Raw genomic sequence first — 23,956 nt, forward strand, 5'->3', positions numbered from 1 at the left:
CTGGCTGCTGGAAGGCGCCGCTGCCAGTCTCGATCCACCAGTCCAGCAAACACGGAGGTAAGTCATGCCACTGGTCGATATCGAGGTGATCGAGGGCGTTTTCGACGATGCCCAGAAGGCGCGGATGATCGAGAAGGTCACCAACGCCATGGTCGAGGTCGAAGGCGAGGGAATGCGCGGCGTGACCTGGGTCCGCGTCAAGGAAGTCCGCAGCGGACAGTGGGGGATTGGCGGCAAGACCCCGTCTGCGGCTGATATCCGGGCAATGGCCGGAAGCTGACCCGCGGATCCCGGCCGGCCACTCTTTGCCCCGGGGCCGGCCGGGGTCGCGATGAGGCCAGCCCGGTGGCGCCATCTCCCTTGACTTCATGACGCATTGCGTGGTCACGATCTCCCCGCGGAAGGGAGGTCCGTGCTCATGCCGAAAAGCGCCCAGGCAGACGGGCCGTCCGAAAGACAGGCCAGGACCGTCGATTTCGGCCCGCAGCTGGCGCGCGCCTCCATCCTCATCGTCGACGACGAACCCGGCATGCGCAACTTCCTCATGCGCACGCTTTCGCCCCGCTGCGCCCGTGTCGACGAGGCACAGGACGTAGCGACGGCGGCGGCCATGGTCGACGAGTGCAGCTACGACGTCATCATCCTCGACAATGTCATGCCGGGCCGCAACGGGCTGGACTGGCTCGCCGGGCAGCAGGAAGCGGGACTCTTTTCCGACGTCATCCTGATGACCGCCTATGCCGACCTGGAAACCGCGATCCAGGCCTTGCGCGCCGGTGCGATGGATTTCGTCCTCAAGCCGTTCCGGTCGAACCAGATCCTCAACGCCATCTCGCGCTGCCTGGAGCGGCGCAATCTCCAGCGCGAGAACTTCGTCCTGCGGCACGAACTCATGGCCGCCTCTGATCACCTGCTGTTGCGCGACCGGCTGATCGGCCATTCCGAGGGCATCGAGGCCGTGCGCCAGGCCATCGCGCGGGTCGCGCCCCTGCCGACGTCGGTGCTCATCAGCGGGCCCTCCGGCTCGGGCAAGGAAGTGGCCGCGCGGTCGCTGCACGCCCTGTCGGATCGCGCCGCCAAGCCCTTCGTTCCGGTCAACTGCGCCGCCATTCCCGCGGAGATGATCGAGGCCGAACTGTTCGGTCATGTCCGCGGTGCGTTCACCGGCGCAGCCGAGGCTCGCGAGGGCCTGTTCCTGCACGCCCACGGCGGCACGTTGTTCCTCGACGAGATCGCGGAACTTCCGCTCGCCATGCAGAGCAAGCTCCTGCGCGCTCTCGAGGACCGCAAGGTCCGCCCCGTCGGCGCCGAGCGGGAGATCTCGCTCGACCTGCGCTTCATCTTCGCCACCAATGCCGACCTCGAAGAGCGCGTCGCCGCCGGCGAGTTCCGCTCCGATCTCTACTACCGCATCAACGTCATGCGCCTGGACATGCCGCCGCTGCGGGAGCGTGGCGACGATGTCAACGAACTGGCCGGCCTGTTCATGGCCAAGCTGTCGCAGCAGCTCGGCATGCCCGCCATCGACCTGACCGAGGCAACCCGCGCGGCCTTTCGCGCCTATGACTGGCCCGGCAATGTCCGGGAACTGCGCAACATGATCGAACGGTCGCTCATTCTCGGCCGCGTGCCGGACATCGGTGCTCCGTCCCGTGCCCCTGGCAGCCCGGAGGGCGAAACCATGGAGGCCGTCGAACGCGAGCATATCCTGCGCATTCTCGACGAATGCGGCGGCAACCGGTCGGAGGCAGCCCGCCGTCTTGGCCTGTCCCGCAAGACCATCGAACGCAAGCTGGGCCAATGGGGGGGCTAAAGCAATTCCAGCGAAAGTGGACCCCGGTTTCGCGTCCGGAATTGCGTTTGTGGATTCGACAATTCCAGCGAAAGTGGACCCCGGTTTCGCGTCCGGAATTGCGTTTGTGGGTTCGACAATTCCAGCGAAAGTGGGCCCCGGTTTCGCGTCCGGAATTGCGTTTGTGGGTTCGACAATTCCAGCGAAAGTGGGCCCCGGTTTCGCGTCCGGAATTGCGTTTGCGGATTCGACAATTCCAGCGAAAGTGGGCCCCGGTTTCGCGTCCGGAATTGCGTTTGTGGGTTCGACAATTCCAGCGAAAGTGGCCCCCGGTTTCGCGTCCGGGCTCTGAGGGGATGAGGCAATTGGGCGCCGGGGCGGTTCGATGAAGGGCGGCAAGGCTCCGTCGCAGGCCGGCCAGAAGCCGGGCAAGGGGACGCCGGTCCGCTACCGGCTCCTGGCCATTGCCCTGTTGCCCATGCTGGTCATCATCCCCATCCTGCTCGGCGCCACCATGCTGCGCTGGAACACCAAGTTCGACAGCGTGCTCATTTCCAAGGTGCGCAGCGATCTCACCGTCGCGCACCAGTATTTCAGCCGTATCCTGGAGAACACAGGCGACCGGATGAAGGCGCTGGGTGAATCCGTCACCTTCCGCGATGCCGTTTCCGGTGGTTCGCCCGACGCCATGGCGGCGTTGCTGGAAGACCGCCGTGGCCGGCTCAACCTCGACTTCCTCTATATCGTGACCATTCCCGGCGACGTCGTTGCCGCGGCCGGCGGCATGGCGCCGCGGCGGACCGACATGGCCAGCCCGGTTCTGGCCAGCGCCGCCGCCGGGTCCGGTGCCGTCGCCATCGACATCCTCACCGCAGCCGAACTCGCCGACATCTCCCCGGCGCTCGCGGAACGCGCCAGCCTGCCGATCGTGGCCACGCCGAATGCCGCCCCCTCGTCCCTGCAGACGGCATCCGACGGTATGGTCGTCCACGCGGCGACGCCGGTTGAGGTCGACGGCCGCCACCTCGTCCTGGTCGGCGGCATCCTGCTCAACCGCAACCTCGATTTCATCGATACCATCAACGACCTCGTCTACCAGCCACGCAGCCTGCCGGAAGGCAGCCAGGGAACCGCCACCCTGTTCCTCGGCGACGTCCGCGTATCGACCAACGTACGCCTGTTCGAGGGCCGCCGCGCCCTCGGCACGCGCGTCTCGGCGATCGTGCGGCGGAAGGTTCTTGACGAAGGCCAGGTCTGGCTGGACCGCGCTTTCGTCGTCAACGACTGGTACATTTCCGCCTACGAGCCCATCGTCGACAGTCGCGGCAAGCGGGTCGGCATGCTGTATGTCGGCTTTCTCGAAGCCCCGTTCCAGCAGACGAAATACGTCACCATCGCCCTGGTCGTGATCGGCTTCGTCGCGGTGGCGGCACTGACCGTTCCGCTGTTCCTGCGCTGGGCCGGCGGCATTTTCCTGCCGCTGGAGCGCATGGCCGAGACGATCGACCGGGTCGAGACCGGCAACCTGACCGCCCGCACCGGCATCCCCGACCGCGGTGACGAGATCTCGCAGGTCGCGAGTCACCTCGACGAGCTTCTCGACCGCCTGGACGAGCGGGACCGGCAGCTTCGCGAATGGAACGGGCGGCTCAACCAGCGCGTCGAGGAGCGCACGGCGGAACTGCGTGAGGCGAACCGCCAGCTCGAAAGCGCGACCAAGCAGCTCGTCATGTCGGAAAAGCTGGCCGCCATCGGCGAGATCACCGCCGGCGTCGCCCACGAGATCAACAACCCGATTGCCGTCATCCAGGGCAACCTCGAAGTGCTGCGCGACCTGGTTGGCGAGAAGGCGGACCTGGCGAAGACCGAGTTCCACCTGATCGACGAACAGACCGAGCGCATGCGCCAGATCGTGACCCGGCTGCTGCAGTTTGCCCGGCCAGACGAGTATTCCGGTTCCGACGAGGCCAGCGCGCCGGCCGCCGTCTTTTCCGACTGCCTGCCGCTGATCCGCCACATGATCCGCAAGAACGGGATCGAGGTCGTCCGGCAGTCCGATTCGACCCGCTCCGCGCGCATCAGCCGGACCGAGCTTCAGCAGGTTCTGGTCAATCTCATGGTGAACGCCATCCATGCCATGCCTGACGGCGGCACGCTGACGCTCGCCTGCGAGGACGCCGACCGCGACGGCGTACCCGGCGTGCTGATGACGGTTCGAGACACGGGAACGGGCATGGCGCCGGATGTCGCGGCACGCATCTTCGATCCCTTCTTCACCACCAAGCGCGGATCGGGAACCGGGCTCGGCCTGTCGATCACCCACATGCTGGTCAGCGGGGCCGGGGGCGTCATCGAGGTCGATACCGCGCCCGGGCAGGGAACCGGCTTCCTGGTCTGGCTGCCCGAACAACCGGCGGCCGGCTGAGACATTTTGTCCAAGCATTGGGTCTTTTTGTCTGGCGCGCGGCCCGGCATCGGCATGTCCGGCGGTACCGGCCCCTGAAACTGCTGGCATCTGGCCGCCAGGGGGCGTTTGGCACGGCCGTTGCATTTTCCTCCATCGCACGCGGCAGGGAGGACGCCGCGACCGCCAGGCCCGGCCGCCGAGCCGGGTTGCGCGGATCAACGCGCGCAAGCGCCTTTGGGAGGACACTGATGTTCGACAGTCTCAAGAAAGAGCATATCGTGGCGAGGCCCGGCTTCAACCGGTGGCTGGTTCCGCCGGCCTCGATCGCCATTCATCTTTGCATCGGATCGGTCTACGCCTGGTCCGTCTTCAACCCGCCGCTGACCCGCCAGCTTGGCGTCGTCGCGCCGGCGGCCGATGACTGGAGCCTCAGCTCTGTCGTCTGGATCTTCTCGGTCGCCATCGTGTTCCTCGGCCTCGCCGCCGCCTTCGCCGGCAAGTGGCTGGAAGACGTCGGCCCGCGGATGGTGGGCGTCGTGGCGGCCTTCCTGTGGGGAGGCGGTTTCATCATCGGGTCCTTCGGCATCGCCAGCCACCAGCTCTGGCTGATCTACCTTGGCTATGGCGTGCTCGGGGGCTGTGGTCTCGGCCTCGGCTATGTTTCACCGGTGTCCACCCTGATCCGCTGGTTCCCGGACCGGCGCGGCATGGCCACCGGCATGGCCATCATGGGCTTCGGCGGCGGCGCCATGATCGCGGCCCCGCTGAAGGGCTGGCTGCTCTCCACCTTCTCCCGGCTGCCCGAGTATCTCGGCGCCGAGGGCGCGGTTCAGACGGTCGTCGAGAACGGCCGCGTCTTCGCGCAGACGGCGGCAGGCAAGACCGAGGTCGTCATCGCGTCGGCCAAGCAGGCCGCGGCCTATGGTGGCGATGCCGGGGTCTACGTCATCGGCACCGGTGACACGGGCGCATCGTCGACCTTCATCGCGCTCGGGATCGGCTACTTCATCGTCATGATGATCGCCGCCTTCATGTACCGGGTGCCCGCGCCGGACTGGAAGCCGGAGGGCTGGCAGCCCAGGCCGGTTGCCTCGGGCCTGGTGACCAGCAACAACGTCCATATCGACCAGGCGCTGAAGACGCCGCAGTTCTGGCAGCTGTGGATCATGCTCTGCTTCAACGTGACCGCCGGCATCGGCGTGATCGGTGTCGCCAAGACCATGATGTCCGAGATTTTCGGCACCACCATGCCGCTCATTGTCACGGCGGCCTTCGCCTCCACCTACGTGCTGATGATCTCGGTTTTCAACATGGTCGGCCGTTTCTTCTGGGCCTCCACGTCGGACTTCATCGGCCGCAAGGCGACCTACATGTGGTTCTTCGTCCTCGGCACGATCCTCTACCTGTCGATCCCCTATTTCGCGACGGCGGGATCCGAGCACCCGTCGGTGATCTATCTCATCGGCTTCTATGCGGCCACGATGATCATCTTCTCCATGTACGGGGGCGGCTTCGCCACGGTCCCGGCCTATCTCGCCGACATGTTCGGAACGATGCACGTGGGCGGCATCCATGGCCGTCTCCTGACGGCATGGTCGACCGCCGGCGTCCTCGGTCCGCTGGCGATCACGTCGCTGCGTGAGATGTCGCTGGCCGGCGCGCTCAACGACCTGGCGGCCAAGGTCGACCCGGCCGCCTTCGCCGAGAAGTTCGGCGCGCCGATCGATCAGCTCGACGCGCTGGTCCAGGCCAAGACGGTGACGGTGGCCAAGCTGATGGAAATCGCCCCGGCCGGGACGATCGATCCGACCCCGAGCCTGTACAACACGACCATGTACTGCATGGCCGCGCTGCTGGTGATTGCCTTCTTCGCGAACCTCTTCATGAAGCCGGTCCGCGAGCACCATCACCACGACGAGCCGAGGCTCGCCGCCGTGCCGGTGGAATAGTCCAGCCCGTCTCCCGGCGGGGCGAAACGTCCCGCCGGGCCTCCGGCTTCAGGATCCGCGCTTCAAGGCCGTTTCCAGCCGATCCTGCCGCAGGACGCCCGGGCTTCCCTGCAGGCAGACGATCCCGACACCCGTGAAGATCAGGACCAGGCCGAAAGTCTCCATTAAAGAGACCCGCTCGCCAAGGAAGAAACTCGCGAGCACCAGCCCCGACAGGGGTACGAGGTTCAGAAACACGCTGCTCCGCTGCGGGCCGGCAGCACGCAGTCCCGCCTGCCAGGCCAGGAAGGCCACCGCCGAGGCGAAGACGCCCAGGTAGAGGATCGACGCCCAGCCCGCCCTGCTGATGGTCCCGGGGTCGAATGCGGGGACGACCGTCAGGGCGAAGATGGCCTGCACGGTCAGTCCGATGAGGATCTGCGACAGGAAGGCGGACAGCGGCGATGCCGCCAACGGAAGCTTCGACAGCGAAAGGCAGTAGAAGCTCCAGACCAGCGTGGCGGCCAGCACCAGTGCAAGCGCTCCGGCTTCACTCGAGTAGGCGGCCAGATCGACCGATTCACCTTCCGCGACGAGAACGCCGGCCATCGACAGGACGACCGCGCTGAGCACCCGCGGCGACGGCATCCGCCGCTCCACGATTGCCAGCACGGACAGGATGACGAGCGGCGACATGGCGAAGCCGATGATGACCTCGGTCACGCCGACGACCTTCAGTGCCGAATAGATCAGCGTGTTGAACGTGACGACACCGAGCATGGACAACAGGCAGAGTTTCCAGAAGTCTGCCTTCAGCGCATGGCGTTCGCGCACCAGACCGGCGAGCCCGATGGGCAGCAGCACGACGGCCGCGACGATCCATCTCGAGAAATTCAGCCAGAAGGCCGGGATATCCGGGCTGATGAACCGGCCGACGACGAAATTGCCGCCCCACAGGACTGGCGCAAGCACCAGAAGCGGCAGCGCTGGCGACCGCGACACGCAATGAACGGACGAGGCGGTCATGACAGCCGCGCCTCACGGCGCGTTGTCAAACCATCGCCCCCGGCATCTGCACGACGTCCGCAGCACCCGAAGCTGCGGACCTGTGGTTCGGCAAGAAAAACAGTGGAAAGAAGAACGGCAGGCCGGTCGAGATCGAACATAACGGCTCCCTCCCGAACTCCGGGAAAGCTTGGCCCCAAATCCCGGAAATCCTAGAGCACGCGAGACCTGGATGGATATCGGCCAGGTGGACTAGTCCTGTCAGACCATTCTCGCTGTTCTGTATTTCTGCTAGTTTTTTTGCGGCTTTTTCTGGCTGGGAGGAGGTAAGTAAGCTTGTGCCGGAACGGGATGGCAGTGCCGGGCAGGTCTGGCGAAGCGGATGCGAAAGGCGCTTCGGTTGCCGCTCCGTTGCCCGCTCCGGCCACCTCCTTTCCTGCTCATGTCCTGCAGCGGCTGCGCACCCGCTTCCCGGTGCTCCTGCTTTTCCTCGCCTTCCTCCTTTGGTTGCTGGTCGTCATGCTCGGCACGTCCGAACTCTTCCGGATGCCGAACTGGGGCCTCCGGTTCGAGACCACCGGCATGCCAACGGGAATCGTGGTGTCCAGGGTGGCGGGACAGGGCGCCGCTGAGGCGGCCGGCATCAGCCCGGGCGACCGCATCGTCGCGCTCGTCGCCGTGGACGATGGCACACGGTACGATCTGAATGACGGCGTCCTGATGGTGTTTCGCGCCCAGGTGACGTCCTATGCGCGCTGGGGGGAGATCGCGGCAGCCAAGAAGCGGTTGTGGGAATTCCAGCGCCGGGATGTCTGGCTGGTGACGGACGACGGCCGGCGCTTTCTTCTTCGCGCCGACGTGCCGTTCACAATCCGCGATCTGCCCCTGCGCTATGCGTTCATGCTGGGCCTGAGCTTTGCCACGCTGGCAACGAGCACGGGCCTTCTCGTCTTTGCCCCCGTTGCCGTCAACGTCCTGCTCGCGGGACTGTCCGGCGTCTTCCTGTCCGGTGTCCTGCTCTACCACGCGCTGAAGTCCGCGCTCTACCTCGCGGCACCACCGCTCCTGTTCGAGATGCTGTACTACCTCGGCGCGGCCGGCGGCGTGTTCTACACCTATGCAATCGTCGCCATGATATGGCATACGCCAAGGGCGCTGCTCCCCGGAATACCCTTCGCCACGCTGTCCATGCTGGTCGCCGTCGCCGCCTTCCTGGCACAGCACTTCGCGCTGGTGACGTTTCCGCTCAATCCCTTCATCTTTCCGCTGTTCGCGGCGGACATCGTCGGCCTTGCCCTGCTCGTGGTGCAGATCGTCGTTTCCCGCGCCGATCCGGTCGACCGCGCCGCCGTGTCCTGGTTCGCCATTTCCCTGCTCGGGGGTGGGCTGCCCTACCTGTTCCTGGTCCTCATCCCCCGGGTCTTCAACCAACCGCCCGTGATTCCCGTCGAGGCCGGCGCGATCACCCTTACGTTGACCTGGGCCGGCTTCGTGTTCGGGACCTTGCGATACAGGCTTTTCGCGATCCAGACGGTTTGGTTCGGTACCATGGTCTGGCTGTCCATGGTTGCCGTTTTCGTAGCAGTCGATGTGCTGCTGCTCGCGGTCTTCGGACTGGGCGGCCTTCCGTCCGCGTCGATCGCCATTGCGGTCGCCAGTTGGTCCCTCTTCCCGCTGAAAAGCCTCCTGCTCGACCACTTCATCCGCCGCAACGCGGTCCCGTGGGAAGACGTGACCCTGCGCTTTATCGATGACATGGGCGCGATGAAGGACCTGGCCGAAATGGACGGGCGTTTCCTCCGCTTCGTCGCCGGGCTTTTCGACGCCCACGGGATGGAGATCGAGCCGAACGCTCCGGCCCGCGACGTGTCGATCGAGGATCGCGGACTGGTCATGCGCTTTCCGGCGATCACGCGCGAGGATTCCGTCGTCATGCGTGGGCGCAACCAGGGCCGGCGCCTGTTCTCCACCCGGGACAGGCGGATTGTCCGGCTGCTGCACCGGATGGCGCAGAGGATCTATCATCAGCGGGGCCAGCAGGACTTGCAGCGTATGCAGGACCGCAATCGAATCGCCCGCGACCTTCACGACCACGTTGGCGCAAAGCTTCTCAACGTGCTGTTCATGACCTCGGAAGAAAGCGGGATGCGGCGTGCCGCGTCATCGGCGATCAGCGCCCTGAAGGAGTCCATCATGGTTCTCGAGGACGCGGAGGAAATGGACCTGGAGGCCTGCATGAAGGACATCTGGCTGGACCTGGACGCCCGTCTCGTATCCCTGGGATTCACGACCGCATGCACGCAACGCTTCGAGTGCGCGCGGATCATCGACAGCCGCGCCTTCGTCAACATCAAGTACATCTGCGAGGAACTGGTCTCGAACATCATGAAATACGGCGACTGCAAAGTGCCGGTCGCATGCGACTATGGAACGCACGCAGATGGAACGTTCCGGCTCAGCATTTCCAACCGCTTCGCGCCTTTGTCGCCCGCGGCCCGGGCGGAAGACGCCGGGCCGTCGGGTGGTCGCGGCATGCCGAACATCATCGCCCGCGCGAGGGAGATCGGCGCGTCGGTGAACGTCGAGGCGTCCGATGACCGGCAGCTGTTCGCCGTCGGACTGGTTTTCCCCATGGCGGGCTAAAGCAATTCCAGCGAAAGTGGGCACCGGTTTCGCGTCCGGAATTGCGTTGGGGAAGAGACGGGTCCAGCGAAAGTGGGCCCCGGTTTCGCGTCCGGAAATGCGTTGGGGAAGAGACGGGTCCAGCGAAAGTGGGCCCCGGTTTCGCGTCCGGAAATGCGTTGGGGAAGAGACGGGTCCAGCGAAAGTGGGCCCCGGTTTCGCGTCCGGAAATGTGGGAAGAAGAGCAGCAGAGCCTTTGAGCGATCGCGGGGCAGGCGGAGATGGGTCGGTGTGGGCTACCGTGCCTGCAACAGCCCCAACCGCCTTGTCATTTCGACGGCGTCGATCCGCGAGGAAACATTCAGCTTTGCATAGATGTGCGCGACATGGGTTGCGACCGTGCTCTTCGAAATGCTCAGGATCCCGGCGATGTCCGGACGGTTGAAGCCCTTCGAAAGCAGAACGAGGATTTCCTTCTCCCGTTCTGTGAGCGCTTCGGCGATGGCCGGGAGGTCTCCGTTCGAAACCCGGTTCGGGTCGTGCCGGCCGGTCCCGGCACCGCCTCCGGACTCCTGGATATATTCGATCATCCGGCGGGTCACAGAGGATGAAAGCGGCGGTTCGCCGAAGGGAAGCCGCAGGAAGGCTTGGCGCAGGGCCTCGACCGTCTGGTCTTTCAGGAGATAGCCGTTGGCGCCTTTCGCCAGCACGTCGATCAGGCGCGATGTCTGGTCGTGCATCGACCACACCACGACAAGGCAGTCCGGGTTGACCGCGCGCAGGGGCTCGATGAGGCTTTCGCCCCTGCCGTCCGGCAACGACAGGTCGAGAACGGCGAGATCAAAGGCACGCCTGCCGATCAGCGCACGGGCGGTCGCGACCGTGGAGGCGAGCGCCAGGCTGGAAGACGGAAACACCTCTTCCAGAACGGCGCGCATCCGTTGCTGCGCCTCCAGGTGATCATCGACAAGCAGGACCGACCGCATTCCGCACCGACCTCCAATAAAAGCTTACCTGAAAGGGGAAGATTGTACGAGTCTCAAGGATCGCGACTGCCCAATCGTCGGCCCGCGCACGGCGCGTCATGGTCAATTTGCCGGTACATCCTTGACCGTTCCCCGTCATCGCGGTGCATTGTTCCGTGGTTGGCGATGGCAAGGAAGGGAGACAGGCGGTGGCACGGCAAGATGCGGCGGACGGCCGGACCATGATGGCGATTGTCACGACCGGAACCGGCGGATTCGACAAGCTGGTCTGGAAAGAGGTCCCGTGTCCCTCTCCCGGTGAGGGGGAAGTCCTGCTGAAGGTGCTGGCTGCCGGCGTCAACAACACGGATATCAACACCCGGCTTGGCTGGTATTCGTCCGGCGTCAGGGACGGCACGGACGTGACGGGCGATGACGGCGTCCGGCCCGATGGCGGCTGGAATGCGGCGACGCCGTTTCCCCTGGTCCAGGGCACGGACTGCTGCGGCCAGGTGGTGTCCGTCGGCCCCGGTGGCGATGAAAGCCGGATCGGCGACCGGGTTCTGGTCCGCTCCTGCATGCGGAAGGCCGGTTTCAACTCGATGGAAACGGTCTGGCTCGGTTCCGATTTCGACGGCGCCTTCGCCCAGTACGTCAAGGTGCCGGAACAGGAGATCTTCAGGGTCGACTGCGATTGGAGCGACGCGGAACTTGCCACCATCCCCTGCGCCTATGGGACGGCCGAGAACATGGTCCACCGGGCCGGTGTCGAAGCGGGCATGCGGGTCCTGGTTCCCGGCGCTTCGGGAGGCGTCGGTTCCGCCGTGGTCCAGCTTGCCCTGCGGCGCGGCGCCGAGGTGATCGCCATTGCCGGCGCCGGCAAGCACGACGCCGTCAGGTCGCTCGGTGCGAGCCGGGTCATCGACAGGACCGGCGACCCGGTGGGATTGCTCGGTGCGGAGACCATGGACGTCGTGATCGACAACGTTGCCGGCCCGGGTTTCGGTGCCATGCTGAAGGTCCTGAAGCGAGGCGGCCGCTACGTGTCTTCCGGTGCCATTGCCGGCCCGGTGGTCGAGCTGGACATGCGTGACATGTATCTCAAGGACATCACGTTGATCGGCTGTACCGCCTGGGACGCCCCGGTGTTTCCGAATGTCGTCGCCTGTATCGAGCGCGGCGAAATCCGTCCGGTGCTCGCCGCCACCTATCCGCTGGAGCGCATTGCCGATGCCCAGCGCGACTTCCAGCAGAAGCGCCATGCCGGCAAGATCGTGCTTGTTCCGCCGTCCTGATACAAGCAATTCCAGCGAAAGTGGGTACCGGTTTCGCGTCCGGAATTGCGTGGAAAAGGCGCTCGATTCCAGCGAAAGCGGGTACCGGTTTCGCGTCCGGAATTGCGTGGAAAAGGCGCTCGATTCCAGCGAAAGCGGGTACCGGTTTCGCGTCCGGAATTGCGTGGAAAAGGCATTCGATTCCAGCGAAAGTGGGTACCGGTTTCGCGTCCGGAATTGCGTGGAAAAGGCACTTGATTGCAGCGAAAGCGGGTACCGTTTTCGCGTCCGGAATTGCGAATCAGGCAGCAAGAGCATTGGTGCTTTTCGATGAAAGGCGGAAATGCCCCAGGCTGGGCCTGCCCGCCCGGGCGCCCTAGCCCAAGGCGGCCTACCGCGCCAGGACGAAGCGCTCGAGTTTGCCGAGCGTCTGCAATCCCAGTTCCACGGCGCCGAACCCCTTCGCCTCCCGGAATTCCTCCGCCGTGTTGAAGATCATGCAAAGGGTCACCCTCGTGCCATCCTCCGCGTCCTCGAACCGGGCCCAGGCATCGGCATGCTTCGGGCCGTTCTCGCCCCAATGCAGCGTATAGGCGATCCGTTCTTCGGGCAGAACCTCGCCATAGCGATGGTGGTTCGGGAACACCTGGCCATCCGGCGCGATCATGTCGAACACCCATTCGCCGCCGGCGCGCAGGTCGATCCGGCTCGTCCGGCAGGAAAACCCGTCCGGCCCCCACCATTGCGGCAGCGTCTCGGCATTCATCCAGGCGCCCCAGACCAGGCATCGCGGTGCCCGGATCACGCGGTCCAGCACCATGGTGCGCTCGGCCGCTTCTGCGAGGCGGTCGAGGCCGTCCGCGAGCCCCTGCCCGACATCCGCCGGATTGCCCTCCGCCAGCCGGGAAAGTTGGACCGTCAACGCAATCCGGCTGCCCTCGGTCGAGCCGGACAGGTCGGCCGTCACCAGCGCGGCCGATGCTGTCCCCGGCACCGGCGAAATCATCTCGGCGTGGACGCTGAAGAGCGGCGCGTCGAGGTGAAGCCAGCCGGCGGCGGGCTGGTCTTCGCGGGTCATTGCCCAGACCGCCCGTGCGGCCGGCGTGGTCCAGACCTCCCACAGGACCGCCGGCGGCGCGGCGATATTCCGCGCGAGGTTCAGGGTTTCAAAGCGGTGTCGCAGGGCCTCGTGTCCACCAGGGATTGCAGGCTGCGTTTCGTCGGTTGGCGTCATTCGTCGCGCTCCTTCATGACGGTCATGACAAAGGCTTCCAGCCGGTCCAGACGCGCTTCCCAGATCGCCCGTTGCTCGTCCAGCCATGCCCGGACCGGGTCGAAAGCGTCCGGAACGATGGCGCAGGTGCGGATCCGGCCGTCCTTGACTGTGGAAATCAGTCCGGCTTGCTCCAGCACCGCGAGATGCCGCATCACCGTCGGCAGGCGCAGTCCCGTGGGCTCTGCCAGGTCGGTGACCCGCGCCGGCTCGCGGGCGAGCCGGGTCAGGATCGACCGGCGGGTCGGATCGGCCAGCGCGTGGAAGAGCAGCGAAAGGTCGGTGTCATGCTTAGACATATTACTAACTATCATCGCCACCGATGGCGCGCAACGAAAAACTTCGATGATTGGCTAACTGTTCGCTGTCGGAGGATTGTCCTGCCGTGGATTGGCGCCTCGAACCAGGACTGCCGAGCGCTGCGGACTCATGGACATCCCTGGCATGACCGGTTGGGGACCCAGGCCGGCGGCATGCCGGACGCGACCGCATGTGCAGCGATCGCTGCCTGTCAGACCTGCTTTACACGGAGGATGGCGGTGAGAGAGGGATTCGAACCCTCGATACGGTTTCCCGTATACACGCGTTCCAGGCGTGCGCCTTCAACCACTCGGCCACCTCACCTGATCCAGATCGTCTCCCGGCGGTTGGCCCGGGCCGGGTGGCAGGCCACCCCTTGGAACGGCGCGGACTATAGCCAGAAAGCGCGCCGGTTCAACCGTTAAATGACGGCACGGCGACGAATTTTCAAGGCGGCCGCGCGTGCTGGCGGGCAAGCCTGCCGCCATGCCCTCCCGGCACCTTCGACTTGACGGCAATTGCCCCCGGCGGCACCTTGGCCTATGGCTAGGTCCGGAACGCCGGGGGCCACGTTGGTTTCCGGCCGGGAAGTCGGGAAGACATGGCCATGCTTCGTTTCGTTGTCCGCTTCATCGCGCTTGTCTGCCTGTCGGTCGCCTGCATCATGGGCGTGCTCGACCTGGCCCGCTCGCTCGCGGCAAACGCCCCGGTTTTCACGCCTCTCGCCACCAGTTGGGGACAGGTCGCGCCGAAGTCGCTCGCCATGCTGAAGGACGCCGTCGAGACCTACACGCTCCCGCCCGTCTGGGATCCCGGCGTGACGACCGTACTCGGCCTGCCGGGCTTCGCTGTCTTCGCTGGCCTCGCCCTGCTGTTCTACCTGCTCGGCCACCGCCCGGCGGCCCGCGGCCGCAACCGCTTTGCCCGGGTATCCTGACCGGCGCCTCGATTCGGAGACCGTGCGACCATGCATTTCCTTGGCACCATGCTCGACAAGAAGCTTCACATGCCCGCGCCCGCCGACGCGCTGAAAGGCCGGGCAGAACCGGTCGCGACCGCGTCGACCCACGCCGTCAACTGCCGCGATCTCCAGGCGCCCGCGCCCGACGGTTTCGAAACGGTCTATTTCGCCCTGGGCAACTACTGGCCGGCCGAGCGCCTGTTCTGGAAGACGCCGGGAGTCTGGGTCACGGCCGCCGGCTTCATGGGCGGCTACACGCCCAATCCCACGTCGCAGGAAGTGGCCACCGGCATGACCGGCCATGCCCAGACCGTGAAGGTGGTCTACGATCCGGCGCAAATCTCCTTCGCCGCGCTGCTCAAGCTTTTCTGGGAGAACCATGATCCGGCCCAGGGCAATCGCCAGGGCAATGACATCGGCACGCTCTACCGCTCGGCGATCTTCACCACGACGGCATCCCAGCTGGAGCAGGCGCTCGCATCGCGCGATGTCTTCCAGCAGGCGCTGGCCGCGGTGCGCACCGGCAGGATCACCACCGAGATCCGCGAAGCTCCCGCGTTCTATTTCGCCGGCGAGGAGCATCAGCAGTACCTGGCCCGCAATCCGGGTGGTTCCGGCACCTTGCGCGGCACGGGCGCCGTCTACCCGCTTCCGGGCGGCGATTGACCCTGCGGCAGCCCGGATGGCGGACGATTTTTTCTACCGGGCGGTCAAGAATCTGGGTGTCAACGGGCTGTTTTAATGCAAGGATACGCGCCAGAGGCATGGCTCCCGCGGGAGATTGCCCTCCGGCCGAACCGGGCAGGCGTGCTGCGCGCGGCCGGGCTGAGAAGAGAACAAACCGACAGGGTGCGAACACATGAAGCGTTTGATTATGGGCCTGCTGGCCGCCTCCGCGATGACTGCATCGGCATATGCCGCCGATATCAATCCGGCGATCATCTACGATTTGGGCGGGAAATTCGACAAGTCCTTCAATGAATCGGCGTTCAACGGTGCCGAGAAGTTCAAGCAGGAAACCGGCATTTCCTACCGCGAGTTCGAGATCCAGAACGATGCCCAGCGCGAGCAGGCGCTGCGCAAGTTCGCCGAGGACGGCAATGATCCGATCGTCATGGCCGGCTTCTCCTGGGCCGCTGCGCTGGAAAAGGTCGCCGCCGAGTTCCCGGACACCCATTTCGCCATCATCGACATGGTCGTTGACGCGCCGAACGTGCGCTCGGTGGTCTACAAGGAGCACGAGGGATCCTATCTCGTCGGCATCATGGCGGCCATGAAGTCGGACTCCAAGAAGGTCGGCTTCGTCGGTGGCATGGACATTCCGCTGATCCGCAAGTTCGGCTGTGGCTATGTCGGCGGCGCCAAGTCCGCCGGTGCCACCGAGGTCATCCAGAACATGACCGGTGACACGCCGGCCGCATGGAACGATCCGACCAAGGGCGGCGAGATCGCCAAGAGCCAGATCGCCCAGGGCGCCGACGTGATCTACGCCGCCGCCGGCGGTACCGGCATCGGTGTTCTGCAGGCTGCCGCCGACGAGGGCAAGTACGGCATCGGCGTCGATTCCAACCAGAACGGCCTGCAGCCGGGTCACGTGCTCACCTCCATGCTGAAGCGCGTCGACGTCGCCGTCTACAATGCCTTCATGGACTCAAAGGAAGGCAAGTTCTCCAATGGCATCAACGTTCTCGGCCTCAAGGAAGGCGGCGTCGACTATGCCATGGACGACAACAACAAGGACCTCGTCACCGACGACATGATGAAGGCCGTGGAAGACGCCAAGGCCAAGATCATCGCCGGCGACATCCAGGTTCATGACTACATGTCGGATGAGAGCTGCCCCTACTGATCGGCGGGCAAGAGCAATTCCAGCGAAAGTGGGTACCGGTTTCGCGTCCGGAATTGCGGGAAGGCAAGAGCAATTCCAGCGAAAGTGGGTACCGGTTTCGCGTCCGGAATTGCTCGGAAACAACGACGTGGAGCATTGATGCGGTTCAACGGATCGCGGAAATGCTCCGACCCGCGAAACCCGATCGCCCGGCCATTGCGCCGGGCGATTTCTTTTTCAAGACGCGCGGGAATCGGGTGGACCGCGTTGGCAGGCGGCGCCATGATCCGTCCATGGAAAACACGGCTCTGCTCTACACATGGCACGAAAGCCCCGTCGGTCCGCTGCTGATGGCCGGCCGCGGTGACGTCCTGCACGTCCTGTCCTTCCCCGCCGGCAACGGGAAGCGTTCGCCCCGTGCTGAATGGCAGCGCGATGACGCGATCCTGCCGGAGCACCGCCGCCAGATCGACGCCTACTTCGCCGGCAGGCTGACCGCCTTCGATCTGCCGCTTCAGCCGGTGGGCTCGCCGTTCCAGCTCGCGGTGTGGCGGGAACTGACCCGCATTCCCTACGGCGAGACCGCGTCCTACGGCGACATCGCCCGGCGCCTTGGCGAACCGGTTTCCGCCAGCCGCGCCGTAGGAGCAGCCAACGGCGACAATCCGCTGCCGATCGTCGTGCCGTGTCACCGGGTGATCGGCGCCGACGGCTCGCTGACCGGGTTTGGCGGCGGGCTTGCCATCAAGCGGTATCTTCTCGACCTGGAGGACCGGGTGGCACAGAAGCCGGGCCGTCAGCTCGGCCTGTTCGGCTGACGGGTCACGCCAGGAAGCCGTTGATCTCAGCCGCGGCGGACGCCGACAATGATCCCGGTGACAAGGCCGACAACCACGCCCAGCAGGCTCCAGAACACCACCGCATACCCGGAAGCACCCTCGAAATCGGTGACATTGGCCAGTTCGACATAGGCGAACCCGGCGCCGAAACCAACGAAGCCGCCAAGGACCGCGCCCAGGATCGCCCCCAGGAGAGCAAAGCCTGCCTTCCGTGCCGCTGCCATCGCCGTCATCCCTGCCCGGTTTCGCAAGGCATGATGATACGCCCGCTTTCCCGTTGCCGGTAGAGGGGCCACGCTCACCAGTGCGGCGGCTTGTCGACCGGGATCTCCGGTTGCACGGCGTGCTCCACGGTGAGGAACCGCCGGATCAGCTCGTCCATCTTCGCCCGTTGCGCTTCCACGACCTTCCACTGGTCGGCCAGTTGCGTGGAAAGCTCCTCGTTGGCGCGCTCCAGTTCGGCGACCCGCATTTCCAGCTCCGCGATGCGGTTTTCGTGCTCGATCATGACGCGGGTTCCGCGAGCGCGGTTTCGAGAAGGGCGCGAAGCGGCGCATTGAGCGGCATCGGCTTGCGGCTCGCCTTGTCGACATAGACATGGACGAACCGCCCTTCCGCCGCCGCCGTGGCATCGTCGTTGCGGAACAGGCCGATCTCGTAGGTCACCGCCGAGGTGCCGAGCTTGGCGACCCGGATGCCCGCCGTCACCACGTCCGGGAAGGCCATTTCCGCGAAATAGCGGCACCCCGTCTCGACGACCAGGCCCACCTGTTCGCCACCGTGGATGTCCAGCACGCCGGCCTCGATCAGCCAGGCGTTGACCGCCGTGTCAAACAGCGAATAGTGCACGACATTGTTCATGTGCCCGTAGACATCGTTGTCCGACCAGCGGGTCGTGATGCTGCGGAACACCAAGTAGGCGTCGCGGCTTGCGGGAACGGGCCGGCTCATGTCACCAGGCCGCCCGGTAGATGGCCAGCGCATCGCTTTCGCTGACCTCGCGCGGATTGTTGACCAGCAGCCGTGTCTGTTTCATCGCGTCCGACGCCATCTGCTCGAGATGCTCCTCGCCGATGCCGACCTGCCGCAACCGCGTTTCCAGCCCCAGCTTTTCCGAAAGTCCGGCCAGCCGCTCGATGAAGGCGGCGCAGGTGGCCTGCGACCCGCCTTCCTGCCCGAGGTCCGGGAAGGCGTGCGGCGCCAGCTCCGCGTAGAGCCGTTCGGAGCCGTTGGTCGTCTCCGCGGCGTTGAAGCGCAGGACGTGCGGCAGCACGAGCGCGTTGGAGAGGCCATGCGGCACGTGGAAGATGCCGCCGATCGGGTAGGCCAGCGCATGCACGGCTGCCACGGGGGAATTCGCGAAGGCCTGGCCCGCCAGCATCGAGCCGAGCAGCATGGCGGCCCGGGCCTCGCGGTTGGACCCGTTGAACACGGCTTCCTCGATGTTCGCGCCGAGCAATTCCAGCGCCTGTTTCGCGATCATCCGCGACAGCGGATTGTTGTTGGCGCTTTTTGAGGCATAGGCCTCGATCGCGTGAACCATGGCGTCGACGCCGGTCGCCGCGGTGATGTGGGCCGGCAGGCCGAGTGTCAGCGAGGCGTCGAGGACGGCGATGTCGGGCAGGATGACGGGCGAGGAGACGCCGCGTTTCTCGTCGCCTTCCACCGTGATGATGGACACCGGCGTCACCTCTGAACCGGTTCCCGCGGTCGTCGGAACGAGCACCAGCGGCAGGCGCGGCCCCTTGGCGTTGCCGACGCCCCACGCCGCGTCGATATCCTCGCCGGAGCCGGCCAGCAGGGCGGTGAGCTTGGCGATGTCGAGCGAGGATCCGCCACCGAAGCCGACGACGCCGGTCACGCCCGCGTCGCGCGCCGTTTCCGTCGCCGCCATCAGCGTGGCACGCGAGGGATCGGCCTCCACCTTGTCGTAGATCGTGACTGCATGGCCGGCCTTCGTCAGCGAGTCGATGGCCTGATCGCACAGGCCCAGCGAGCGCAGGCCCGGGTCGGTGACCAGCAGGATTCGCGGTCCGAGCAGGCCGCCTGCCGTGCCGGCCAGGTCCGCCGCCGCGCCATCACGGAAAACGATGCTCTTGGTGGTGTTGAAAACAAATGGATTCATGTGATCCTCCTCGCGTAACGGAAATTGACAAGGCGTGGCGGAAAAGTCGAGACTAAAGCCAACAGACCGGTTCGCCTTCCCGACGTTTCACATGGGAGAAAGCCGGCGGTAAGAAGGGGAAGACAGCCACATGCCGGCGCCAGCCATCGAACTGACGGGCATCAACAAGAGCTTCGGCCCCGTCCAGGCCAACCGAGACATCAACCTGACGGTGGAGCAGGGCACCATCCACGGCATCATCGGCGAGAACGGCGCCGGGAAATCCACCCTGATGTCGATTCTCTATGGCTTCTACCAGGCCGATTCCGGCTCCATCAGTGTCGGCGGCAAGCCGGTCACCATCCACACGCCCAACGATGCCATCGCCATCGGCATCGGCATGGTCCACCAGCACTTCATGCTGGTGCAGAACTTCACCGTCCTGGAAAACGTCATGCTGGGCGCCGAAGGCGGGCAGTTGCTGACCGGCAGCATCGCCGACGCGCGCGCCGAACTCCACAAGCTGGAAGAGGCCTATGCGCTGGAGGTCGATACCGAGGCGGTGATCGAGGAACTGCCGGTCGGCCTGCAGCAACGCGTGGAAATCCTCAAGGCGCTCTATCGCGGCGCCGAGATTCTCATCCTCGACGAGCCGACCGGCGTGCTGACGCCGGCCGAGGCCGATCACCTGTTCCGGGTTCTCGCCCAGTTGAAGGAACAGGGCAAGACCATCGTCCTCATCACCCACAAGCTGCGCGAGATCATGGCGATCACCGACAACGTGTCGGTCATGCGCCAGGGCACCATGGTCGCCACGCGCAAGACCTCGGAAACCAGCGTCGAGGAACTCGCCGAGCTGATGGTCGGCCGCCACGTCCTGCTGCGCGTCGAGAAGGGCCCGGCCCATCCCGGCGACGTCAAGCTGGCCGTCGAGAACCTGACGGTGCGCGACCGGCGCGGCGTGACCATGGTCAACAACGTCTCCTTCGAGGTCCGAGCGGGCGAGATCGTCGGCATCGCCGGCGTCGCGGGCAATGGCCAGTCGGAGCTGATCGAGGCCATCGCCGGCATGCGCCAGGCGGTTTCCGGACGTGTGCTCCTCGACGGACTGCCGATCCACGTGACCGGCTCCGCCGACCCGGCGGAACTGCGCCGCCGAGGCCTCGCCCACGTGCCGGAAGACCGTCACTACACCGGCCTCGTCCTGCCCTTCGAGGAGGCCGAGAACTCCATCCTCGGCTATCACGGCCAGGCGAAGTACCTGAAGGGCCCGTTCCTCGATATCGACGCCATCCGCAAGGATGCGGCCGCAAAGATCGAGGCCTACGATATCCGTCCGCCCAATTGCCGGCTGAAGTCGGCGAATTTTTCCGGCGGCAACCAGCAGAAGATCGTCCTTGCCCGCGAGATGGAGCAGGACCCGACCGTTCTCGTCGTCGCCCAGCCCACCCGCGGCGTCGACGTCGGTGCCATCGAGTTCATCCACAAGCGCATCATCGAGATGCGCGATGCCGGCAAGGCCGTGCTGCTCGTCTCCGTCGAGCTGGACGAGATCCGCTCGCTGTCGGACCGCATCCTGGTGATGTTCGCTGGCCAGGTTGCCGGCGAGCGCGGGCCCGATGCCACCGAGGGTGAACTCGGCCTGCTCATGGCCGGCATCACCGATGGCCAGGAGGCGGCCGAATGAGGCAAGTCCTGGTCCTCGCCGCCATGGTGAACGCACTGGCCACGATTCCCGGCTCCGCGCAGGAGGGCAACCTTGACGGCATGACGACCCTTGTCCGCCAGGGCGGGATATCGGCCGTGACCAACGTCTCGGGCTCGCCCGAGAATGGCTATACGGCGCGCGTCACCGTGTTCGAGGGCGCGCGGAAGGTGTCCTCGAGCGAGCATGGCGACATTTTCTCCCCGATCGGACTGCCCGAGGTGCGCTTCGCGGAGATGGACAAGGCCAACGACACGCCGGAGGTTTTCATCGCGCAGTGGACCGGCGGGGCGCATTGCTGCGTCGCCGTGACCGTGCATGACAAGGCCGCTGGCGGCTGGACCGCACTGGACGGCGGCGCCTTCGATGGCGATCCCGAAGCACTCTATCCGCAGGACGTCGATGGCGACGGCCTTGCCGAGATCGTCACCTACGACAACGCTTTCCTCTATCGTTTTGCCGCCTACGCCATGTCCTATGCACCGCCGAAGGTGCTGGCGATCCGCAACGGCCACCTGGAGGATGTCACCGCGGAACCGGCCTATGCGCCATTGTTGCGCCGGCGGCTCGATGACATGGGCGAATTGCCGGAAAACGGCGAAGCCCGCAATTCCTGGCTGGCGGCCTATGCCGCCACCCTGGTGCGCCTGGGCGAGGCCGGTCCGCTCGAGTTCGCCGGCAGCGCCTACGATCCCGGTCCCGACTGGGGCATGACCCGCTGCAAGGATCCCGCCCGCGAGAACGACTGCCCCGCAGGGCTGGTCGAACGCGTCGATTTTCCCACCGCCTTGAGGCAGTTCCTGACCGAACAGGGGTATCTGGAGGAGAGCCGCTAGATGGCGACACCCTATGCGAAACTGCCCGCGTGGGCCGATTACGGGCTGATCCCGCTGATCAACCTCACGGTCGCCTTCCTCGTCTCGGGTCTGGTTGTGCTGCTGGCCGGCGAGAACCCGGTCAAGGCCGCCGGAATCCTTGTCTCCGGCGCCTTCGGCTCCGGCTCGGGCATCGGATACACGCTGTTCTACGCCACCAACTTCATCTTCACCGGCCTGTCGGTGGCGGTGGCCTTCCACTGTGGCCTGTTCAACATCGGCGGCGAGGGCCAGGCCTATATCGGCGGTCTCGGCGTGGCGCTCGTCTGCCTCGCCTTCGACACCGTCTTCCCCTGGTGGCTCAACTTTCCGCTGGCCATTCTCGCTTCCGCGGCGCTGGGCGGCGCCTGGGCCTTCATCCCGGCCATCCTCCAGGCCCGGCGCGGCAGCCACATCGTCATCACCACCATCATGTTCAACTTCATCGCCGCCTCGGTGATGGTCTACCTGCTGGTCGGCGCGCTGAAACCGCTGGGTTCCATGGCGCCGCAGACCCGCACCTTCGAGGCGGCGGCCCATCTGCCCAAGCTCGACTGGCTGATCACCATGTTCGGCTTCAAGCTGCGGTCCACACCGCTCAACCTCTCCTTCGTTCTCGCGCTGGTGGTGAGCTTCCTCGTCTGGCTGCTGATCTGGCGCACGAAGCTTGGCTACGAGATCCGCACCCAGGGCTTTTCCCCGCGTGCCTCGCGTTATGCCGGCATTTCCGAAACGCGGATCATCGTCATCACCATGATGATTTCCGGCGCGCTCGCCGGCATGATGGCCCTGAACCCGGTCATGGGCGACCAGCACCGCCTGCAGCTTGATTTCGTCACCGGCGCGGGCTTCGTCGGCATCGCCGTCGCGCTGATGGGCCGCTCCCATCCGGCCGGCATCATCCCGGCATCCATCCTGTTCGGCATGCTCTACCAGGGCGGAGCGGAACTTGCCTTCGAGATGCCCAACATCAGCCGCGACATGATCGTCATCATCCAGGGCCTGGTCATCCTTTTCGCCGGTGCGCTGGAAAACCTCTTCCGGCCGGCGGTGCAGGCCTTCTTCGGCAGTGTCCTGCATGAAGACGTGCGCGCCGCACCCATTGCCAGCGGGGAGTCGCACTGATGGATTGGCACCTCTATCTCGGCCTCAACGTCCTCGACTCCACGATCCGCATCTCGGTCCCGCTGCTGCTGGCCTGCCTCGCCGGTCTCTACTCGGAGCGCTCCGGCGTGTTCGACATCGGCCTGGAGGGCAAGATGCTCGCCGGTGCCTTTGCCGGCGCGGCGGCGGCCTCCAGCTTCGGTTCGGCCTGGATCGGCCTGTTCTTCGCCATCCTCGTTTCGGTCGGTTTCGCGCTGGTTCACGGCTTTGCCTCGATCACCGCGCGCGGCAACCAGATCGTCTCCGGCGTCGCGATCAACTTCATCGCCGCCGGCGGCGCCGTCATCCTGGGCCAGGCCTGGTTCAAGCAGGGCGGGCGCACGCCTTCGCTGGTCGGCGACGAGCGCTTCTCCGTCGTCACGCTTCCCTTTGCCGACAGTCTCGGTGGCGTGCCCCTTCTGGGTCCCGTCTACCGGGAACTGGTCTCCGGCCATTACATCCTGGTCTATTTCGCCTTCCTCATGGTGCCGGTCACCTGGTGGGTCCTTTTCCGCACCCGCTTCGGCCTTCGCCTGCGCGCCGTCGGCGAGAACCCGGCCGCGGTGGATACGGCCGGCATCTCCGTCACGTTCCTGCGCTACCGCGCGGTCATGATAACGGGGATATTGTGCGGGTTCTCGGGCGCTTACCTGTCCGTCGCCCAGAACGCCGGATTCGTGAAGGATATGACGGCAGGAAAAGGGTTTATCGCGCTGGCCGCGCTGATCTTCGCCAAGTGGCGCCCGGTCAATGCCATGTTCGCCTGCCTCCTGTTCGGTTACCTCGAGGCGCTTGGCATTTCGCTCCAGGGCAAGCCGCTGCCGGTCATCGGCACCGTGCCCGTCCAGTTCATGCAGGCGCTGCCCTACATCCTCACCGTGATCCTGCTCGCCGGTTTCATCGGCAAGGCCATTCCGCCGCGTGCCGGTGGCGTGCCTTATGTCAAGGAACGCTGA

Annotated in this window: 24 protein-coding genes and 1 tRNA gene; 14 read left to right on the forward strand and 11 right to left on the reverse strand. The window is 65.5% G+C overall.

What is annotated here, in order from left to right:
* Positions 1-64: 64 nt before the first annotated feature.
* From CSC94_RS01955 to CSC94_RS01975, 4 genes are all read left to right on the forward strand, one after another.
* Positions 65-280, forward strand: coding sequence for a tautomerase family protein (locus tag CSC94_RS01955; protein ID WP_099303194.1), 216 nt, complete (start codon positions 65-67; stop codon positions 278-280).
* Between the two features lie 138 nt (positions 281-418).
* Positions 419-1,813 (forward strand): sigma-54-dependent transcriptional regulator, encoded by a 1,395-nt coding sequence (locus CSC94_RS01960; protein ID WP_099303196.1) that lies wholly within the window; start codon positions 419-421, stop codon positions 1,811-1,813.
* 364 nt (positions 1,814-2,177) lie between these two features.
* A complete protein-coding gene (locus tag CSC94_RS01970) occupies positions 2,178-4,217 on the forward strand; it encodes a sensor histidine kinase (RefSeq protein ID WP_099303198.1) in 2,040 nt (679 codons plus the stop codon).
* Positions 4,218-4,447: 230 nt separating this feature from the next.
* On the forward strand, positions 4,448-6,148 hold the full coding sequence (locus CSC94_RS01975) for an OFA family MFS transporter (protein WP_099303200.1): 1,701 nt from the start codon (positions 4,448-4,450) through the stop codon (positions 6,146-6,148).
* 48 nt (positions 6,149-6,196) lie between these two features.
* Here CSC94_RS01975 and CSC94_RS01980 read toward each other — a convergent pair whose 3' ends face one another.
* Positions 6,197-7,153, reverse strand: coding sequence for a DMT family transporter (locus tag CSC94_RS01980; protein WP_099303202.1), 957 nt, complete (start codon positions 7,151-7,153; stop codon positions 6,197-6,199).
* Complete coding sequence (locus CSC94_RS24460; RefSeq protein ID WP_165784293.1) at positions 7,150-7,293, reverse strand: hypothetical protein; 144 nt, start codon at positions 7,291-7,293, stop codon at positions 7,150-7,152. The genes CSC94_RS01980 and CSC94_RS24460 overlap by 4 nt, the downstream gene beginning before the upstream one ends.
* Positions 7,294-7,489: 196 nt before the next feature.
* Here CSC94_RS24460 and CSC94_RS01985 point away from each other — a divergent pair, with 196 nt between their 5' ends.
* On the forward strand, positions 7,490-9,775 hold the full coding sequence (locus CSC94_RS01985; RefSeq protein WP_133122806.1) for a sensor histidine kinase: 2,286 nt from the start codon (positions 7,490-7,492) through the stop codon (positions 9,773-9,775).
* A gap of 275 nt (positions 9,776-10,050) precedes the next feature.
* On the opposite strand, the gene CSC94_RS01990 is transcribed toward CSC94_RS01985, so the two are convergent.
* A complete protein-coding gene (locus CSC94_RS01990; protein ID WP_099303206.1) occupies positions 10,051-10,740 on the reverse strand; it encodes a response regulator in 690 nt (229 codons plus the stop codon).
* Positions 10,741-10,928: 188 nt separating this feature from the next.
* On the opposite strand from CSC94_RS01990, the gene CSC94_RS01995 reads away from it, so the two are divergent.
* On the forward strand, positions 10,929-12,014 hold the full coding sequence (locus CSC94_RS01995) for an alcohol dehydrogenase family protein (RefSeq protein ID WP_245408225.1): 1,086 nt from the start codon (positions 10,929-10,931) through the stop codon (positions 12,012-12,014).
* Positions 12,015-12,384: 370 nt separating this feature from the next.
* On the opposite strand, the gene CSC94_RS02000 is transcribed toward CSC94_RS01995, so the two are convergent.
* From CSC94_RS02000 to CSC94_RS02010, 3 genes are all read right to left on the reverse strand, one after another.
* A complete protein-coding gene (locus CSC94_RS02000; protein ID WP_099303208.1) occupies positions 12,385-13,227 on the reverse strand; it encodes an SRPBCC domain-containing protein in 843 nt (280 codons plus the stop codon).
* The gene (locus CSC94_RS02005) at positions 13,224-13,565 is read right to left on the reverse strand and encodes an ArsR/SmtB family transcription factor (protein ID WP_205853208.1); all 342 of its coding nucleotides are present in this window, start codon (positions 13,563-13,565) and stop codon (positions 13,224-13,226) included. The genes CSC94_RS02000 and CSC94_RS02005 overlap by 4 nt, the downstream gene beginning before the upstream one ends.
* Positions 13,566-13,800: 235 nt before the next feature.
* Positions 13,801-13,890: transfer RNA gene (locus CSC94_RS02010), tRNA-Ser, on the reverse strand.
* 283 nt (positions 13,891-14,173) lie between these two features.
* On the opposite strand from CSC94_RS02010, the gene CSC94_RS02015 reads away from it, so the two are divergent.
* The 3 genes from CSC94_RS02015 to CSC94_RS02025 all read left to right on the forward strand — a co-directional run bounded on the left by CSC94_RS02015 (position 14,174) and on the right by CSC94_RS02025 (position 16,376).
* Positions 14,174-14,503, forward strand: coding sequence for a hypothetical protein (locus tag CSC94_RS02015; protein WP_099303951.1), 330 nt, complete (start codon positions 14,174-14,176; stop codon positions 14,501-14,503).
* Between the two features lie 30 nt (positions 14,504-14,533).
* Positions 14,534-15,193 (forward strand): peptide-methionine (S)-S-oxide reductase MsrA, encoded by a 660-nt coding sequence (msrA, locus tag CSC94_RS02020; RefSeq protein ID WP_099303212.1) that lies wholly within the window; start codon positions 14,534-14,536, stop codon positions 15,191-15,193.
* Positions 15,194-15,386: 193 nt separating this feature from the next.
* Positions 15,387-16,376 carry a BMP family lipoprotein gene (locus CSC94_RS02025; protein WP_099303214.1) on the forward strand — a complete coding sequence of 330 codons (990 nt, stop codon included), beginning with the start codon at positions 15,387-15,389 and terminating at the stop codon, positions 16,374-16,376.
* Here CSC94_RS02025 and CSC94_RS24465 read toward each other — a convergent pair.
* Complete coding sequence (locus tag CSC94_RS24465) at positions 16,370-16,639, reverse strand: hypothetical protein (protein ID WP_165784294.1); 270 nt, start codon at positions 16,637-16,639, stop codon at positions 16,370-16,372. The genes CSC94_RS02025 and CSC94_RS24465 overlap by 7 nt on opposite strands.
* A 9-nt stretch (positions 16,640-16,648) precedes the next feature.
* On the opposite strand from CSC94_RS24465, the gene CSC94_RS02035 reads away from it, so the two are divergent.
* Entirely contained in the window at positions 16,649-17,173 is a 525-nt protein-coding gene (locus tag CSC94_RS02035) for a methylated-DNA--[protein]-cysteine S-methyltransferase (protein ID WP_099303953.1), read from the forward strand.
* Between the two features lie 26 nt (positions 17,174-17,199).
* Here the strand turns inward: CSC94_RS02035 and CSC94_RS02040 are convergent, their stop codons facing one another.
* The 4 genes from CSC94_RS02040 to CSC94_RS02055 form a co-directional block, all read right to left on the reverse strand.
* Positions 17,200-17,418, reverse strand: coding sequence for a hypothetical protein (locus tag CSC94_RS02040; protein ID WP_133122807.1), 219 nt, complete (start codon positions 17,416-17,418; stop codon positions 17,200-17,202).
* Positions 17,419-17,492: 74 nt separating this feature from the next.
* Positions 17,493-17,702, reverse strand: coding sequence for a SlyX family protein (locus CSC94_RS02045; protein ID WP_099303220.1), 210 nt, complete (start codon positions 17,700-17,702; stop codon positions 17,493-17,495).
* Positions 17,699-18,145: an acyl-CoA thioesterase gene (locus CSC94_RS02050; protein WP_099303222.1), complete on the reverse strand. Its 447-nt coding sequence runs from the start codon at positions 18,143-18,145 to the stop codon at positions 17,699-17,701. Before CSC94_RS02050 ends, CSC94_RS02045 begins: the two co-directional genes overlap by 4 nt.
* Before the next feature lies 1 nt (position 18,146).
* Complete coding sequence (locus CSC94_RS02055; protein ID WP_099303224.1) at positions 18,147-19,319, reverse strand: iron-containing alcohol dehydrogenase; 1,173 nt, start codon at positions 19,317-19,319, stop codon at positions 18,147-18,149.
* A 130-nt stretch (positions 19,320-19,449) separates the two neighbouring features.
* Between CSC94_RS02055 and CSC94_RS02060 the strand changes: the two genes are divergently transcribed.
* From CSC94_RS02060 to CSC94_RS02075, 4 genes are read left to right on the forward strand one after another with little or no spacing between them, the layout of a single operon-like run.
* Positions 19,450-20,985 carry an ABC transporter ATP-binding protein gene (locus CSC94_RS02060; RefSeq protein WP_099303226.1) on the forward strand — a complete coding sequence of 512 codons (1,536 nt, stop codon included), beginning with the start codon at positions 19,450-19,452 and terminating at the stop codon, positions 20,983-20,985.
* Entirely contained in the window at positions 20,982-21,839 is an 858-nt protein-coding gene (locus CSC94_RS02065; protein ID WP_099303227.1) for a hypothetical protein, read from the forward strand. The genes CSC94_RS02060 and CSC94_RS02065 overlap by 4 nt, the downstream gene beginning before the upstream one ends.
* A complete protein-coding gene (locus CSC94_RS02070) occupies positions 21,840-22,982 on the forward strand; it encodes an ABC transporter permease (protein WP_099303229.1) in 1,143 nt (380 codons plus the stop codon).
* Positions 22,982-23,956, forward strand: coding sequence for an ABC transporter permease (locus CSC94_RS02075; RefSeq protein ID WP_099303231.1), 975 nt, complete (start codon positions 22,982-22,984; stop codon positions 23,954-23,956). The genes CSC94_RS02070 and CSC94_RS02075 overlap by 1 nt, the downstream gene beginning before the upstream one ends.

The organism is Zhengella mangrovi (assembly GCF_002727065.1).
Taxonomy (GTDB): Bacteria; Pseudomonadota; Alphaproteobacteria; order Rhizobiales; family Rhizobiaceae; genus Zhengella; species Zhengella mangrovi.